Origin of the sequence: Bacillus cereus group sp. TH152-1LC (genome assembly GCF_027710505.1) — a bacterium.
In the GTDB taxonomy this organism is placed as follows: domain Bacteria; phylum Bacillota; class Bacilli; order Bacillales; family Bacillaceae_G; genus Bacillus_A; species Bacillus_A mobilis.
On record NZ_JAQFNK010000006.1, the window covers coordinates 1 to 12531 of the forward strand.

Sequence of the window (12531 nt, forward strand, 5' to 3'; positions counted from 1 at the left end):
ATGCGAATTTATACTCCACATGACCTGCCATACATTGCATTTGCATTTTTCATTCCTTTTGAAATGAATTATATAATCCGGTACGTGATATTTTAATACCCACACATAAACAAAAGGGCAATCGTGCACCAGTTGCCCTTTCGTCAATTTCCTATGTTATTAATATAAACACAGTAAATGAAGTTTTATTCTTCGTCCAATTACCTAATGTTATTTACATTTATCTGCTCCGACGTTATTAAGTAACTGGAAGAAGAGCAAAAGCCCTCCTTGATAACGGTATCACTCAATCAGTACCATCTACTAGTTTCGGATTTTATGCGCCGTCTTCATGAAACCGTTTAAACAATATATATTATAAAGAAATTTTATGAGTTGTGTTTTCCGCCACTTCTCACAATACAAATATAACACGAAAATTCGAAAACAACCGGCATATTTCCTGCCAAAAAGCGGTCACGACTCTGCCAACTTTTTTCATAGTTTAAATTTTTCTACTGCATCTGTTAGCTCAACTGCCACTCCTAATAAGCTTTTTTTCGTTCCTGTTTCTGCTTCTTTCTTTTTAATAAGCCACTCTGGATAATTTAATTCTTCTAGAAGATTTCTAAAATATTTTGGATGTACTTGTAGGATATCAGGGTTCTTCCCGTTAAACCTTCGATATTTAATTAGCGCTTCTAATAATTCTTCATTTAACATGAATTATATTTCCTCCCCTTATATTCTATGTCTATAAATATTCATTACTCTCTACAATGATTCCTGTAAATGTGTTACCCATATCTTCTATTTTGTGTAACTAAGCCAAACGCTACAGCCCTTGATATTCATAGCTTCATAACACTTCCTCTTTTGAGTTACACAACACAATAAAAATGAGTAACTGTATAGAATTAAAAAGAAAAAAGCAATGATTAGATTTTAAATCTAGTCATTGCTTTATCCATTGCATCTTGATTTACTCCTATATATCGTAATGTTACTCGTTGACTCGAATGATTAAATATCTCCATTAGCAAGGCTATATTCTTTGTCTGTATGTACATATGGTAGCCGAATGTTTTACGTAGTGTATGTGTTCCAATCTCATCTAAGCCAAACTCTGCTGCTGTGGAACTAAGTATTTTATATGCCATACTTCTTCCTATTGGTCGATTCTTTCCTTGTCTGCTCTTGATTAGATATTCATGATCTTCCATCTCTTCGATGTACCATTTCAATTCTCTTCTTAATGCTGCAGTAATCTGAATTCGTTTCTGCTTACCCGTCTTCATTTCACGCATTGAGATATGACTTCCTTTTAAATCTCCAATCTTCAGTTTTAGAATGTCACTAATACGTAGACCCGTATTAATTCCCATTACAAACAAGATATAATTCCGTTCATTCTTTTCTCTTAAATACTCTTTAATTTGTTGTATTTGATCTGGATCACGTATTGGCTGGACAAAATTCATTATTCAATCCCTCCAGTTTCTTCTGTCTCGTAAACTTCTAACCTAAGAGCAAAAGCTAAATTATAAAACGCCCTGGACTTCCAACGGCGATATGTACGTTCAGTCATTCCAATTTCGTTATAAATCATATAATCACATACATCCTCTTCTTCCAAATAACGTTTACTAATAATATCTCTTTGAATTCTTCCGGCATTGCTATTACCTAAACGATTTAAAAACTGATCGATACGAAATGACATTTTCTTCATCCACTCTTCTCGCTCATTTTGTTGTATATTAGCCATCGCTACATCTTCTAATGGCTTTCCAACATCATTTGTAGGTCCGTGATATCTAATTTCATAAGAAGGAGTGACTTTCATTTCTTCACGCATCATTCCAAACTGTCTATATAAACGTACATTTTCAAGAACACCTTCTAATTTTTTCTGTGTTGCTACTCTATCAATTTTTGGTAAGAAAGATAATTGTATAGTCATGTAAGACCACTCCTTTTTATTTTTAAATTACTTTTGTCTTATACCTCCACGTCTACGTTCATAACAAGGTCTATGCATCCCCATTAAATTCTCAATTTCACGAGTGCTTAATTTCTCTTTTCGTTTTTTCTTATTTTTCTTCTTAGCTTGTTTTGATTTCTTTTTCCATTCACGTAACTGATCTTTTAGCGCCTTCATTTCCCCATCTCCCTTTTCAAAAATAAAAAGGACACCTATCCCTAAAACAGCTTTGATTGCCGCTTTAATGAATTGGTGTCCTCTAGTTTTCTAGCCGGACTATATTTAATTTTCATTCACTTTAAATTTAGTCATTTCTGTCATAAAAACAGTAATGTTTTGAGATGTTCCAGTAACAATTATCTGCCCTAAATCAACAGTCACTTCATCTTCTTTTCGAGATAGGTTTATTATAGTTTCTGGCTTCTTATTAATAATCCTTAATTTGCTTAGTATTTTAAAAGTTAATTTCTTCATATGAATTTCTCCTTTTCTACAAGAGGATTATTTTGTTCGGATTTTAAATTATAAAATCACTGTGCCGTACATTAATTCAAACAACCACCTATCTCTACTGGATTCGATACAGTCACACCTAACAATTCATAATTTCCAACTCATTCAGCAGCTCGCCAATACCTTCTTAAACAGGTTTGTTTTTCATTTTTGACCTCTTAATTTCTATCCATCTATCTTTTTTAAAACCAACTCGCTTTATTTGGTTTTAAAAACCATTTTTTCTGGTTTCCTTGTATAAAAAACGGATTCATGTGCATACTGTAAATACCTCCTTAAATTGAATTTTTTGTCATTTCAGTCATCCTTTTGTTTAAGCAGTTAGCTTTTGCTACCTGCTTCTTTTTTGGTTTAACGAACCATTTTATTGAACGTACATATACTATCTTGAATCCTTACTTGCCCAACTATTCTATGTTCATGGCTCACACACATAAACATGGATAAATGGTTTAAGGTTTCATAATCGGGCACTCTGGCACAAGTGCTCGTTTTATTTTTGCGATTTCCTACCAAGTTATTTTTTTATGGTTAATATATAGTTCCAATTCCCATAATGGTTATGTGGAATATTTATAAGGTTATTCCTCTTAAACATAATTCCAATGTTCTTTTATTACCCTATGATTTAATCCAATTAGCTTTCACTTTATGATTTTTAATGCTTGCTCAACTTTGATTGAAATAAACTATATTTATTTAGCGAACATAAGAACTACAATCCCTTGAAAAAGGAGCTATCAATAATGCACGGCTTTAAACAACAAAAAAATTTCACTAACAATACTGATTTTTACATGTTGGTTGGAAATTATACTTCTATACTCAGTTATCATAAAACATTAGAAGCTGCCACATTAGCTTTAAAGTCTATTCCTGGATCTGATAATAAATGGCCTTCAGCTTGGATTATGGCACCTGGTGAAACTTTTTTAGAACCTTATATAAATACAATTCTCGAGGAAAATAGCAATACTTCATACGATTCTTTTACTTCGCTTAAAAACATCATAGGTGTAGAGGAAGCTGCTAAATTTTTAGGACGTTCCTCTCAAACAGTAAGAAACATGTGCATCACTGGCAAATTACCTGCTAAAAAAATTGAAGGAAAGTGGCTTCTCGATAAAACTATGCTCAAGTTTTTAAAATGAAGATTCTTGTCTTTCTAAAAAATGAAATTTTTATTACTTTAATCCCGTATAACATTTCCAGTCATGCGAATACTATAACTGTAGCTTTAAGTTACACATCTTAACTTGTAGGGCCTAATTTTCTTTTGTACAACAAAGCAGCTACTTCAGTTAGCTGCTTTGTTGTGCAAAATATTTTTTGTGATATTATACACCTGTTAAATATTCACACAAAAACATTCATATATATAAGCGTTTGACAAACAAATCAAACTCCATTTCTATGGCCCTCTATCCTTTTGAACTGGATAGGGGGTTTTACATTAGCCCTTATTCCCTTTATTTAACTAAGAATTTTTTTTAGTTCTTTATGCTAATTCCAATGTAATCAAAAGTGTTGTGTTTTCATGCCCATTGAAAGCATTAAAATAGTCTTGTAAATTCAAACTCTTATTTTCTTCTAAATGAGCAACTGTACTTAAATACTTTCCAAATGCGATTTCTTTTGTGATTTCATCAACTCCTCCTTCTTTTTGCACTTCTATAACTGACTCACCTGCAACTTCTTCCACATATACTTCACATGCTTTTATAACGTTTTCAGCTACCACTCACGCCCAATATTCATGCTTATTAAACTCAAAGCATGAATATCCATTCTCCTTTCTACAAAATGAAATTTTTATTAAAAACCGAACATTATCCTTAAACTACATCTGAAAAATTGAATCAAATTCCGAACATTAATACTCATAGCTAATATTATTTGCTTCCATCCAGTTTTCTCTTTCTACTTGTTCGATCATTTCTTGCTCCGCTTCACTCTCTAAACGCTCTTGCTCATTCCAATTGGCTTTCATTTCAAATTCTCCTCAAATAAAATAGCGTTTTTGTTTAGTTTCACTCTAAAAGTAAAATTTTCATTTTTTCATTCGACCAAGTTCATAACATATTCTTTTCCCCCGATAAAATAATGATTAGATGTCCCATGTGCATTTTATCCTCTGGAAATAATACCTTTCATGTGCTTGCGTATTAGAAAATTCATTTCTGCTTCTGCTGCAATAGCAATTTTGTTCACTTTTTTGATACATTTATGAAACATTCACATGTTATCTTCAATATGTTCTATTCTTTTTGAAAAACCATGTGAGAATACCAAAACAAAAAGCTCTAGAACCCTAACTCTAAGACTTCTTGTTTTCAAATAAGGATTTTATTAAATACTCAATTAAACCTTTTAACACTCTCCTGCTTACTAGGCCACAAGATATTGAGAAACCTTATAAAATTGTAATACTAATGTAAGGTTTCTCAATATGAACCAATGTATTTATGTAGTAAACTATTTATCGGCAATACATATAAAAGGAGAAATATTTATGACTTTTGAAGACAATCGTAAATTAGGCATTCAACAAGGATGTATAGTAATAACAGATCAATCACAATATATTGTTGTTAAAAAGAATGAAAATTATTCTTTATTAAGCATTGCAACTGCGGAATGCATAAACTTTGAAGTTTCACTTGAACATCTTGAAGAAATGGTCCAAGTAGATTTGAAAGAAAAAATTCAAGATATCATTCCACCAGAGAATATTAAGATCGTAGCTCAAAACAAAATATAAAATGCATTTTCTATGAGCACTTTCGGTAGTGCTCTTGTTTCATGAACAGTTTCAGATAACGCTTTTATTTAATTTAATACGTGTTCTTTTCGCTGCAATATTCTATTACAATTAATTTTTATGTTATAATTGTCTACAGCATATATATTAATAGGCACAACAAATCTCATACATATAGGAGGACCTTAATGATCCTAAATCAAGAAAAGAAAAGAATATAAAATTAATTATGCATTTTCTTACCCTATTATCTTTTTTTATTCTTATTTTCTTTAGCGTCACAATTTTTTATATACCATTGATTTTTTATTTCATATGCAAATCACAAGACATTCGAAAAAATATCCTTGAAGCTGTTTTTTATCAACTATTCATTTGGATAATTACAATGATTTGGAATCTATTCATAATAAGAATCTTAATGTTATCTTTGTCTAATTTAGACTTAACTTCAAATAACGCTTTGATTATTTTCGGGATAGCTCCTTTATATCTAATACTGTTTCTTTTGTTAATTTTCGGACCTATAAAAGGAATTTTATGTGTACTACAGGAAAAAGACTTTCACTATCCTTTTATTTCCAAACTGATTAACAAATAACAGTACGTGTAGGAGAATTCAGAGTTTTACTGAATTCTTTTTTTATGGACCTTTCAAACTCTTTTACATATTCCCCTGTTCCTTCTTTTTAATAAAATTCAAATTTTGTCTTACTTCACATCAACACGTTTTTGACTAGCTTCTCGACTAAATCCACCCAGATATCTTTTAGCTAATTTTACGATGTTCATTTCAGCAATATCTTGTAACGTATATCCCATTTCGTGGGCCATAATCCCTACGTAATACATAATGTCTCCCAGTTCTAAAGCTAATTTATGAACATTTCCGTCCTCTTCTCCTGGACAATGAGATGGATCAAAACTGTGGCCATGATAGATAGCTTTCTTAACTAGATCAGCAACTTCCCCAGCCTCACCAGTAAGACCTAAAGTAGCATTAGAAACACAAAATCCAAAATCATTTCTCGTATTCCAAGTGCGTAAAGTCGCTTCCTGATATTCATCTAAACTAACTATTTGATTTTTATTCATTTTGATTTCCCCTTCCTATTTAGCAAATCCCTAACCCTATCGGACGATTTTCAATTAAATACTTATCAGCCTGATCTATTACAAGAAGCGCAACTTCCGCTTGGTGTCTCCTTAACGCTTTTGCCATCTTTGGTAAGCTCATACCTTGACTCCACATTTCACGAAAACGTACTACATCTCTTTCATCCCAAATGAAGTTAGCCTCTTCTAAAGCGATGTATACCTTCAAGCGTGATTCCTTCATCGCTTCATGATTTTTTGCTACACTCATAAGCGAACCTACTTTCTAAAAATGATTATTTTATCTTTTCAGTAAACTTAGTATCCACACGATCAACCTTACCGTTTACCCAAACCGCAACTTGCTCACCGAATCCGCTCATTGGTGGATTGACTGCTGTAACATTTCCATCCTTCACTATTAATAGTTTGTTGCTACTAACATCAATTTCTATTTTTTTCATATGTCCCTCTCCCTTTTGCTCACTCCATGTACTGAACGACATCTGGCTTGAATCCACTGCCTAAATAAATCCTTACTGGAATATCTTCCTTTTTATCTCTTGCTGCCTTGCATAATTCCTCGGCTGTTTCCCAATTACACGAACTATCAATTGATCGCTCATATCGCCAAATTGCGATTGCGTATTGTTCAAATAATTCATAACGTTCATCTGGGTTCGTTTTACGTGGTAACTCATCTGTACATTTTGCATTTTTAGGAACATGAACGCGTACATCAGCGTATGTATTACGTCCAGCTCCTTTCTTAACATTGGCCTTCATTACATCAAACTGACAAATTTCCGGCTCTACATCGAAAATATTCAATTGTTTAGGCATGTTCCTTCACACTCTTTTCAAGTGAATTAAGTAACTCAAGTGCTCCTTCCTTACTCAAAAACATTCGGCCGCCTAACAATTCGATGTTGGAATCAGATACTTCACCAGTTACAAGGCATGACTTTTCTTGTTTTTTCAAAATGATGTTTTCTCCATAAACATGAAAGTCTACTGCTGTACCTTCAGCAACACCTAAGGTTCTGCGCAATTCTACTGGAATTACTACTCGCCCTAGCTCGTCCACTTTTCTGACAACACCTGTATTTTTCATAACTTTCTCCCCCTTATTAACTAACTTTTTGTTGTTGATTCCGTTGCAACTCTTGTTTCATTGATTCAAATTTGATTAACCATGCTTGCCAACGCTTATCGTTTTCTTCTTGCTGTTGCTTTGCTACTTCACAGTTACACCCTTCCGTTAGACCTACACCTGGATAAATTTCTTTACGAATAATTCCTGTATTACGGCATAATGAGCACATATTTATTCCTCCTTTTTGAAATTACGTAATCTATAATTATCCCCATGCATTTCTAACATTTCAGCGTTTTCCATCATTCGACTAAAGTCACGTTCTCCATACATTTCTGCTAATTCATCGATCGTAAAATTAGTAGTAAATAAAGTGCTTTTACCTATACGGCTATCTACAATTTCATTTGTCTTCGTTTGTTTCCATGTGACGCCCTCTTTGTCTTTCTCTGTAAATTCCGCTCCAAAGTCATCAATAATTAAGACATCGACTTTTGCTAGTAGAGACATTAACTTGTCCTCTGTCATTTCACTGTTTTTATTCCAAGTGGATTTAATTTTGGTAAATAGTTTATTCATTTGAATAAACATTGCACTGTGACCCTTTTTCATAAGTTCTTTAGTAGCTGCTACACACAAATGACTTTTTCCTACTCCATAATCCCCCGTTATTATCATGCTTGTTGGTTCCTCTTTATTGAAAGAAGCTACAAAATACATAATTGTTTCTTTCGCATCAGCTAATTCCTTTTTCGTTGGTACATAATTTTCAAATGTAGCTTTTTTGAGTTTGTCATTTATTAAGCTGTTATCAGCAAATGAATCATATAAATGAATGATTTCATTTTTCTTTTTTATAGCAAGCGTCTCTATAGCTAATTTCTGATCTTCCTTTTCTACCGATCTACATTGAGGACAAAACTCCTCAAGTGTTTCTGTATCTATTAACATGCGTTTGCTGCAAACATCTTTAAAGTTTTCTTTCCCTACTAAAAATACATTCGTACATCTGTTAGGCGACAATACATATCTTTGACTAGCGTTTTGAGAAGTCGTATTTTTGAATGAATTCATTGTTTTTGTGCTTTTTAGAGCCTGCATTTGAATTCTCTCCTTTTGCTGTTTCATTTAAATAATTATCAAAGTGTTTCTGCGCGAATAATGTACTTGGTCTCAAATACCGATCAAGTGGTTTATTGTCTCTATCAAACTTCCCAAGCCATTGTGATACTTTGTTATTAATAACGGTTTTAAAATTATCAACTGTATACCCTTCATTCCATCTGGCTCTGATTAGCTTTCTATGAGCTTCCGCTTTATGGTTAAAGTTCTTTTCAGCTTTTTCATTTAAGCATTCTAAGATTTCTTGATAAGGGATTGATACTTTTGTATCTGATTCGTCAGAAGAAGATATATTAATTATTTCTAATTCTTTATCTTTATCTAATTCTTTATCTTCTTCTATATCTGTACCGTCACGTGACGTCATGCGAACGTCACTTTCATTTCCCTTATTTTCTAGTGTTAATTGCTGTTGTTTCTTACGTTCACGGTATTTTTTATTCCGTTCTGCATTTAATTGTTTCACACGTTCTAGGCCATCAACATTCTGGTGCTTCTCCCAATTCGAAATACAAATGTATTGATCATCTGTTATCTCAATCATTCCAAATTGTTGAAATGTTTGAAGTGCTAATCTCACTGTTGCAATCGGTCTATTGAACAGAGTTGCGAGCATTTCATCTGAGTAAGGAATGTTTTTGCTAAGAAAAATATACCCACTCGCATTTGTTTTTCCGGCTTGTGCTAATAATCTAATCCATATAATTAGTAAGGTATCAGCTTCAGGCATGCTTTCGATTAAACGTATTTTTTCATCCTCAAACATACTAGTTGAAAGCTTTATCCATTTAACTTCTGACACTACAACTACCTCCTCGTACAAACTGCCACATATGCTTGTCCACTTTTTATAATCCGTTGAATTTCATACTGCGGATAACCAATTTTGAAATACTGTTCAATCATTTGTTTCAATTCATCTTTACTTTTCGCTAAGTCCCAAAACTTTTTAGGTAATAGCACCTGATATTCAATTGAATGCATGTACTATTTCCCTACTTTCCGTGGTATACTTATAGCAACTTATTTTTTCGAAAGGACCCACTGCCATGGGTCTTTTTATTTTGTTCTACATCACTCCAAGCCCATTTTCTTATTGGCTCATAAGTTACATACCCTATCCACGCTAGTGTAGAAAATCCCAAACCGAACATCGCAAGTGATAGTGTTGATTCCACAAAATCACCTCCCTTCAAAGTACATTCAACATATGATTATTCATCAATCTCAACTGTTACACTATGAATCTTTGTTTTTAATGGCACTTGTCGTGTGAGTACAATTGATGATGCTGGCTCACCGTTTTCAATTAATCTCTTAATCATACGAGTTGCTTCTGGTTTTGATTCACACTCGTAAGCATTTAAACCATACCCTCTGTTATGAAGTACAAAATATTTAGTTTCTTTCATTTTCTTTTCCTCCTATTGAACTTCCGTCATATTTATCTGTGCATTTATAGCTGTAATTTCTTCATCTAAAACAATTGGAATTGAATATTCTTCATTAATAATTTGAATAGCTCTATCTAAATGATGACGTTTAATAGCTTTATAACTACTAATCCCGAACTCTCTATGTAATTGACTATAAATATCGCTATATACTTTTTTTCTAAGGCTGCCATCCTGATAAGCATTAGATTCTTTACCACCTAATAAAAGAACGCCTAACTTTCTTACAGACTTTGATACTTCATCACATTCGATAGCATATAAAGGAGCATTCTCGCGCAAATCTTTCACATCTGATTTGATATCTTGAATTTCTTGTTTTTGACCTTTTAGAGCATCAAATGTGAGTTTTAGAATGCTCATTGGATCTTTAGGAAGTTGTTGCTGATTTTGTATGTGTTGTTTCATTCGTTTGAACTCTTCAATAAACTTAATTTTCATTTGAACAGCTTCTTTTGTGTTGTATCCCATGACAACTAATGTAAAGGCTTCTTCTGTTAGGTCGATTTTAGGATAACGACGTCCTCTATTTTCATAAGTTCGCTCCTTAAAATTTAGGAGTGAAAATTCTACCCCTGCATAATCCATTTGAGTTTTAATATCAGACATAACGTTGTCATGACGTTTATTAAATACTTCTGCAATCAGCAAACTATCTGTAACAACTTTTCCGTTACTTTCAAATACCAGTTCATTATGTATTGGCATTTCATTCACTACAGCTACAGCTATTTGATTCATTTTAATTCCCTCCTATTTATAAACTCGGAATAACCTTAGTTTTGTTCATATTGCGATGTACCAAATGTAATTCATTACTTACTTTTTTGAAGATTAACCAATTATCAGGATTAAGATTGTATGATTTGATTTGAGTTTTTTCCTTCTTAGTTGGATTTTTACCGTTCTTCAATTTCGTTCGCCTCCTACAGCTCATCAAAAAATTTAGAAAGAAATTCTTTCATTTCTTTTGCCTTAAACAACCAACGATTATTTTTTTGTTTCGCAAATTCTTGTACACGAGGATCACAAACTACATATTCCATTAACCAGTCATAGCTGCGGCTAGTTTCATATTGAAGTCTTTTCATATCCCACCAAGTACCAACTCCCATATCGGCTAACCTTTCATTAACTTGACGAGAAACTTCTTTTTGCAAGTAAATTTCATCAATAACAACTTGCACAGTTGCTGCCATTAACAAATCTCCCCACTTTCCAACATTCGATTTATTTTTTCTTTCACTTTTTTACCTTCTCTTTTACCGTGTAAAATATCAGAGAGATATGGACCGGAAACATTAAGCATCTTTGCTAATTCTCCTTGTTTCATTTCATTAACAAATAGCCACATTTTCACTTTCTTGCCAAAAGCTTTATCCATACCGACACCTCCTCCTATACATTTAGCTAATTTTTCAGCTTTCTATTGACTACCACTATCCAATCAGATAAAATTAAAGCATAGCTAAATAAACCAAATTAAATTGCCTTTTAAACGTTGAGGGACGTGCAATATAGGCTTAATTTCTAATGGTTTGACGGCTAAATAATTAGCTTATGAACATAGTTTAATATCCAATTGGATAAAATTCAATCTTTTTTATATCCGTTCGGATAGAAAAGTGTTCATAGCTTTATTAAGGGTGGTTTAAATGTCTACATTCAACATAATTAAAGAGCTTGCGAACAAGAAAGGTATATCTTTATCTGATTTAGCGAAGCAACTAAACATGGGAGAGAATTCACTGTATAAGTGGAAAACTCAAAAACCTGCTATTGATAAACTTCAACTAGTAGCAGATTATTTCAACGTAAGCGTTGACTACTTATTAGGTAGAACAAACAAAGAGTATTGGGAACTTACCGAGAAGGATGAAAAAGATATACAAAAGAAATTAGAAGAATTAATAGAAGATATGAGTAAATCAGATGCTCTTGCTTTCTCTAAAGACTCAGAACCTATGTCAGAGGAAACTAGACAATTGTTAATTGTCTCATTAGAAAATTCTCTTAGATTAGGAAAGCAAATGGCTAAAAAGAAATTTACACCTGAAAAATACAGAAACGAAGAGTGATTGGAGTGGATCTTGTTGGTCTCAAAACAACAAATCAATTTAAAAATAGACGAACTACTTAGACAATATAATACCAGAGATCCATATCTAATTGCCGAAGCAAAAGGAATTATTATCATCACAGAAGACTTAGGGGATATTTTTGGATACTATCACAAAATATCTCGTATCCCCTTTATTCATATTAACGAACGACTTTCATATCAAAATCAAGTATTCACCTGCTTTCACGAATTAGGACATGCTATCTTTCATCCGAATGAAAATACCCCTAGATTATCTAAGGTATCGCTATGTTCTGAAATCCGTATAGAAGCCGAAGCAAATTACTTTGCAACAAGATTTCTTATCGATGGAAGTCACCATGATTACTACATACAAACCAAGCAAGAATTATTACAACATTACAGAATACCGAAACAAATGGAAAGATTCATTTGAATTTACAA

Annotated in this window: 26 protein-coding genes; 5 read left to right on the forward strand and 21 right to left on the reverse strand. The window is 32.8% G+C overall.

Annotated elements, in window-relative coordinates; translation table 11 throughout:
- Positions 1 to 477 precede the first annotated feature (477 nt).
- From PDL00_RS15715 to PDL00_RS15735, 5 genes are all read right to left on the reverse strand, one after another.
- Positions 478 to 702, reverse strand: a complete 225-nt coding sequence (locus tag PDL00_RS15715) for a hypothetical protein (RefSeq protein WP_078187283.1) — start codon at positions 700 to 702, stop codon at positions 478 to 480.
- A gap of 215 nt (positions 703 to 917) precedes the next feature.
- Positions 918 to 1460: a site-specific integrase gene (locus PDL00_RS15720; RefSeq protein ID WP_078187282.1), complete on the reverse strand. Its 543-nt coding sequence runs from the start codon at positions 1458 to 1460 to the stop codon at positions 918 to 920.
- On the reverse strand, positions 1460 to 1942 hold the full coding sequence (locus PDL00_RS15725; protein ID WP_270729996.1) for an ArpU family phage packaging/lysis transcriptional regulator: 483 nt from the start codon (positions 1940 to 1942) through the stop codon (positions 1460 to 1462). The genes PDL00_RS15720 and PDL00_RS15725 overlap by 1 nt, the downstream gene beginning before the upstream one ends.
- A 27-nt stretch (positions 1943 to 1969) precedes the next feature.
- Positions 1970 to 2140, reverse strand: a complete 171-nt coding sequence (locus PDL00_RS15730; RefSeq protein WP_270729998.1) for a hypothetical protein — start codon at positions 2138 to 2140, stop codon at positions 1970 to 1972.
- Between the two features lie 105 nt (positions 2141 to 2245).
- Positions 2246 to 2437 carry a hypothetical protein gene (locus tag PDL00_RS15735; RefSeq protein ID WP_078187279.1) on the reverse strand — a complete coding sequence of 64 codons (192 nt, stop codon included), beginning with the start codon at positions 2435 to 2437 and terminating at the stop codon, positions 2246 to 2248.
- Between the two features lie 785 nt (positions 2438 to 3222).
- On the opposite strand from PDL00_RS15735, the gene PDL00_RS15740 reads away from it, so the two are divergent.
- A complete protein-coding gene (locus PDL00_RS15740) occupies positions 3223 to 3627 on the forward strand; it encodes a helix-turn-helix domain-containing protein (RefSeq protein WP_270730001.1) in 405 nt (134 codons plus the stop codon).
- A gap of 347 nt (positions 3628 to 3974) precedes the next feature.
- Here PDL00_RS15740 and PDL00_RS15745 read toward each other — a convergent pair whose 3' ends face one another.
- A complete protein-coding gene (locus PDL00_RS15745) occupies positions 3975 to 4217 on the reverse strand; it encodes a hypothetical protein (RefSeq protein WP_270730003.1) in 243 nt (80 codons plus the stop codon).
- 771 nt (positions 4218 to 4988) lie between these two features.
- On the opposite strand from PDL00_RS15745, the gene PDL00_RS15750 reads away from it, so the two are divergent.
- Together PDL00_RS15750 and PDL00_RS15755 are read left to right on the forward strand one after the other, a co-directional pair.
- Positions 4989 to 5237 (forward strand): hypothetical protein, encoded by a 249-nt coding sequence (locus tag PDL00_RS15750; protein WP_023521157.1) that lies wholly within the window; start codon positions 4989 to 4991, stop codon positions 5235 to 5237.
- 229 nt (positions 5238 to 5466) lie between these two features.
- Positions 5467 to 5838 (forward strand): DUF4870 domain-containing protein, encoded by a 372-nt coding sequence (locus PDL00_RS15755; RefSeq protein ID WP_270730008.1) that lies wholly within the window; start codon positions 5467 to 5469, stop codon positions 5836 to 5838.
- A gap of 110 nt (positions 5839 to 5948) precedes the next feature.
- On the opposite strand, the gene PDL00_RS15760 is transcribed toward PDL00_RS15755, so the two are convergent.
- The 15 genes from PDL00_RS15760 to PDL00_RS15830 are packed head-to-tail and all read right to left on the reverse strand — an operon-like array spanning position 5949 to position 11388.
- Positions 5949 to 6332, reverse strand: coding sequence for a nucleoside triphosphate pyrophosphohydrolase family protein (locus PDL00_RS15760; protein WP_333563532.1), 384 nt, complete (start codon positions 6330 to 6332; stop codon positions 5949 to 5951).
- A 19-nt stretch (positions 6333 to 6351) separates the two neighbouring features.
- Positions 6352 to 6603 (reverse strand): helix-turn-helix domain containing protein, encoded by a 252-nt coding sequence (locus tag PDL00_RS15765; RefSeq protein WP_270730012.1) that lies wholly within the window; start codon positions 6601 to 6603, stop codon positions 6352 to 6354.
- Between the two features lie 25 nt (positions 6604 to 6628).
- Positions 6629 to 6796, reverse strand: a complete 168-nt coding sequence (locus PDL00_RS15770; protein ID WP_000717826.1) for a DUF3954 domain-containing protein — start codon at positions 6794 to 6796, stop codon at positions 6629 to 6631.
- 19 nt (positions 6797 to 6815) lie between these two features.
- The gene (locus PDL00_RS15775; protein ID WP_270730015.1) at positions 6816 to 7175 is read right to left on the reverse strand and encodes a cell division protein SepF; all 360 of its coding nucleotides are present in this window, start codon (positions 7173 to 7175) and stop codon (positions 6816 to 6818) included.
- Positions 7168 to 7446: an AbrB/MazE/SpoVT family DNA-binding domain-containing protein gene (locus PDL00_RS15780; RefSeq protein WP_270730018.1), complete on the reverse strand. Its 279-nt coding sequence runs from the start codon at positions 7444 to 7446 to the stop codon at positions 7168 to 7170. Before PDL00_RS15780 ends, PDL00_RS15775 begins: the two co-directional genes overlap by 8 nt.
- Before the next feature lie 16 nt (positions 7447 to 7462).
- Positions 7463 to 7657, reverse strand: a complete 195-nt coding sequence (locus PDL00_RS15785) for a hypothetical protein (RefSeq protein WP_098397627.1) — start codon at positions 7655 to 7657, stop codon at positions 7463 to 7465.
- 2 nt (positions 7658 to 7659) lie between these two features.
- Positions 7660 to 8502, reverse strand: a complete 843-nt coding sequence (locus PDL00_RS15790) for an ATP-binding protein (RefSeq protein ID WP_423118096.1) — start codon at positions 8500 to 8502, stop codon at positions 7660 to 7662.
- The gene (locus PDL00_RS15795; RefSeq protein WP_270730026.1) at positions 8465 to 9352 is read right to left on the reverse strand and encodes a phage replisome organizer N-terminal domain-containing protein; all 888 of its coding nucleotides are present in this window, start codon (positions 9350 to 9352) and stop codon (positions 8465 to 8467) included. Before PDL00_RS15795 ends, PDL00_RS15790 begins: the two co-directional genes overlap by 38 nt.
- A gap of 5 nt (positions 9353 to 9357) precedes the next feature.
- Positions 9358 to 9534, reverse strand: a complete 177-nt coding sequence (locus PDL00_RS15800) for a hypothetical protein (protein ID WP_000555610.1) — start codon at positions 9532 to 9534, stop codon at positions 9358 to 9360.
- A gap of 29 nt (positions 9535 to 9563) precedes the next feature.
- Positions 9564 to 9728 carry a hypothetical protein gene (locus tag PDL00_RS15805; RefSeq protein WP_270730364.1) on the reverse strand — a complete coding sequence of 55 codons (165 nt, stop codon included), beginning with the start codon at positions 9726 to 9728 and terminating at the stop codon, positions 9564 to 9566.
- 36 nt (positions 9729 to 9764) lie between these two features.
- The gene (locus PDL00_RS15810; RefSeq protein ID WP_270730029.1) at positions 9765 to 9962 is read right to left on the reverse strand and encodes a hypothetical protein; all 198 of its coding nucleotides are present in this window, start codon (positions 9960 to 9962) and stop codon (positions 9765 to 9767) included.
- A 12-nt stretch (positions 9963 to 9974) separates the two neighbouring features.
- The gene (locus PDL00_RS15815) at positions 9975 to 10745 is read right to left on the reverse strand and encodes a Rha family transcriptional regulator (protein ID WP_270730031.1); all 771 of its coding nucleotides are present in this window, start codon (positions 10743 to 10745) and stop codon (positions 9975 to 9977) included.
- Positions 10746 to 10761: 16 nt separating this feature from the next.
- Complete coding sequence (locus PDL00_RS15820; RefSeq protein ID WP_176522737.1) at positions 10762 to 10917, reverse strand: DUF6906 family protein; 156 nt, start codon at positions 10915 to 10917, stop codon at positions 10762 to 10764.
- A 13-nt stretch (positions 10918 to 10930) separates the two neighbouring features.
- The gene (locus PDL00_RS15825) at positions 10931 to 11203 is read right to left on the reverse strand and encodes a DUF771 domain-containing protein (RefSeq protein ID WP_270730034.1); all 273 of its coding nucleotides are present in this window, start codon (positions 11201 to 11203) and stop codon (positions 10931 to 10933) included.
- Complete coding sequence (locus PDL00_RS15830) at positions 11203 to 11388, reverse strand: helix-turn-helix domain-containing protein (RefSeq protein ID WP_270730035.1); 186 nt, start codon at positions 11386 to 11388, stop codon at positions 11203 to 11205. Before PDL00_RS15830 ends, PDL00_RS15825 begins: the two co-directional genes overlap by 1 nt.
- 271 nt (positions 11389 to 11659) lie before the next feature.
- On the opposite strand from PDL00_RS15830, the gene PDL00_RS15835 reads away from it, so the two are divergent.
- Together PDL00_RS15835 and PDL00_RS15840 are read left to right on the forward strand one after the other, a co-directional pair.
- Entirely contained in the window at positions 11660 to 12082 is a 423-nt protein-coding gene (locus PDL00_RS15835) for a helix-turn-helix domain-containing protein (protein ID WP_270730037.1), read from the forward strand.
- A gap of 15 nt (positions 12083 to 12097) precedes the next feature.
- Positions 12098 to 12523: an ImmA/IrrE family metallo-endopeptidase gene (locus PDL00_RS15840; RefSeq protein ID WP_270730040.1), complete on the forward strand. Its 426-nt coding sequence runs from the start codon at positions 12098 to 12100 to the stop codon at positions 12521 to 12523.
- Positions 12524 to 12531: the final 8 nt, after the last annotated feature.

Excerpts from the sequence above, each read along its gene's own strand:
- PDL00_RS15715 (WP_078187283.1), bottom strand. The coding sequence starts at position 702 with ATGTTAAATGAAGAATTATTAGAAGCGCTAATTAAATATCGAAGGTTT.
- PDL00_RS15720 (WP_078187282.1), bottom strand. The coding sequence starts at position 1,460 with ATGAATTTTGTCCAGCCAATACGTGATCCAGATCAAATACAACAAATT.
- PDL00_RS15725 (WP_270729996.1), bottom strand. The coding sequence starts at position 1,942 with ATGACTATACAATTATCTTTCTTACCAAAAATTGATAGAGTAGCAACA.
- PDL00_RS15730 (WP_270729998.1), bottom strand. The coding sequence starts at position 2,140 with ATGAAGGCGCTAAAAGATCAGTTACGTGAATGGAAAAAGAAATCAAAA.
- PDL00_RS15735 (WP_078187279.1), bottom strand. The coding sequence starts at position 2,437 with ATGAAGAAATTAACTTTTAAAATACTAAGCAAATTAAGGATTATTAAT.
- PDL00_RS15740 (WP_270730001.1), top strand. The coding sequence starts at position 3,223 with ATGCACGGCTTTAAACAACAAAAAAATTTCACTAACAATACTGATTTT.
- PDL00_RS15750 (WP_023521157.1), top strand. The coding sequence starts at position 4,989 with ATGACTTTTGAAGACAATCGTAAATTAGGCATTCAACAAGGATGTATA.
- PDL00_RS15755 (WP_270730008.1), top strand. The coding sequence starts at position 5,467 with ATGCATTTTCTTACCCTATTATCTTTTTTTATTCTTATTTTCTTTAGC.
- PDL00_RS15760 (WP_333563532.1), bottom strand. The coding sequence starts at position 6,332 with ATGAATAAAAATCAAATAGTTAGTTTAGATGAATATCAGGAAGCGACT.
- PDL00_RS15765 (WP_270730012.1), bottom strand. The coding sequence starts at position 6,603 with ATGAGTGTAGCAAAAAATCATGAAGCGATGAAGGAATCACGCTTGAAG.
- PDL00_RS15770 (WP_000717826.1), bottom strand. The coding sequence starts at position 6,796 with ATGAAAAAAATAGAAATTGATGTTAGTAGCAACAAACTATTAATAGTG.
- PDL00_RS15775 (WP_270730015.1), bottom strand. The coding sequence starts at position 7,175 with ATGCCTAAACAATTGAATATTTTCGATGTAGAGCCGGAAATTTGTCAG.
- PDL00_RS15780 (WP_270730018.1), bottom strand. The coding sequence starts at position 7,446 with ATGAAAAATACAGGTGTTGTCAGAAAAGTGGACGAGCTAGGGCGAGTA.
- PDL00_RS15785 (WP_098397627.1), bottom strand. The coding sequence starts at position 7,657 with ATGTGCTCATTATGCCGTAATACAGGAATTATTCGTAAAGAAATTTAT.
- PDL00_RS15790 (WP_423118096.1), bottom strand. The coding sequence starts at position 8,502 with ATGAATTCATTCAAAAATACGACTTCTCAAAACGCTAGTCAAAGATAT.
- PDL00_RS15800 (WP_000555610.1), bottom strand. The coding sequence starts at position 9,534 with ATGCATTCAATTGAATATCAGGTGCTATTACCTAAAAAGTTTTGGGAC.
- PDL00_RS15810 (WP_270730029.1), bottom strand. The coding sequence starts at position 9,962 with ATGAAAGAAACTAAATATTTTGTACTTCATAACAGAGGGTATGGTTTA.
- PDL00_RS15815 (WP_270730031.1), bottom strand. The coding sequence starts at position 10,745 with ATGAATCAAATAGCTGTAGCTGTAGTGAATGAAATGCCAATACATAAT.
- PDL00_RS15825 (WP_270730034.1), bottom strand. The coding sequence starts at position 11,203 with ATGGCAGCAACTGTGCAAGTTGTTATTGATGAAATTTACTTGCAAAAA.
- PDL00_RS15830 (WP_270730035.1), bottom strand. The coding sequence starts at position 11,388 with ATGGATAAAGCTTTTGGCAAGAAAGTGAAAATGTGGCTATTTGTTAAT.
- PDL00_RS15835 (WP_270730037.1), top strand. The coding sequence starts at position 11,660 with ATGTCTACATTCAACATAATTAAAGAGCTTGCGAACAAGAAAGGTATA.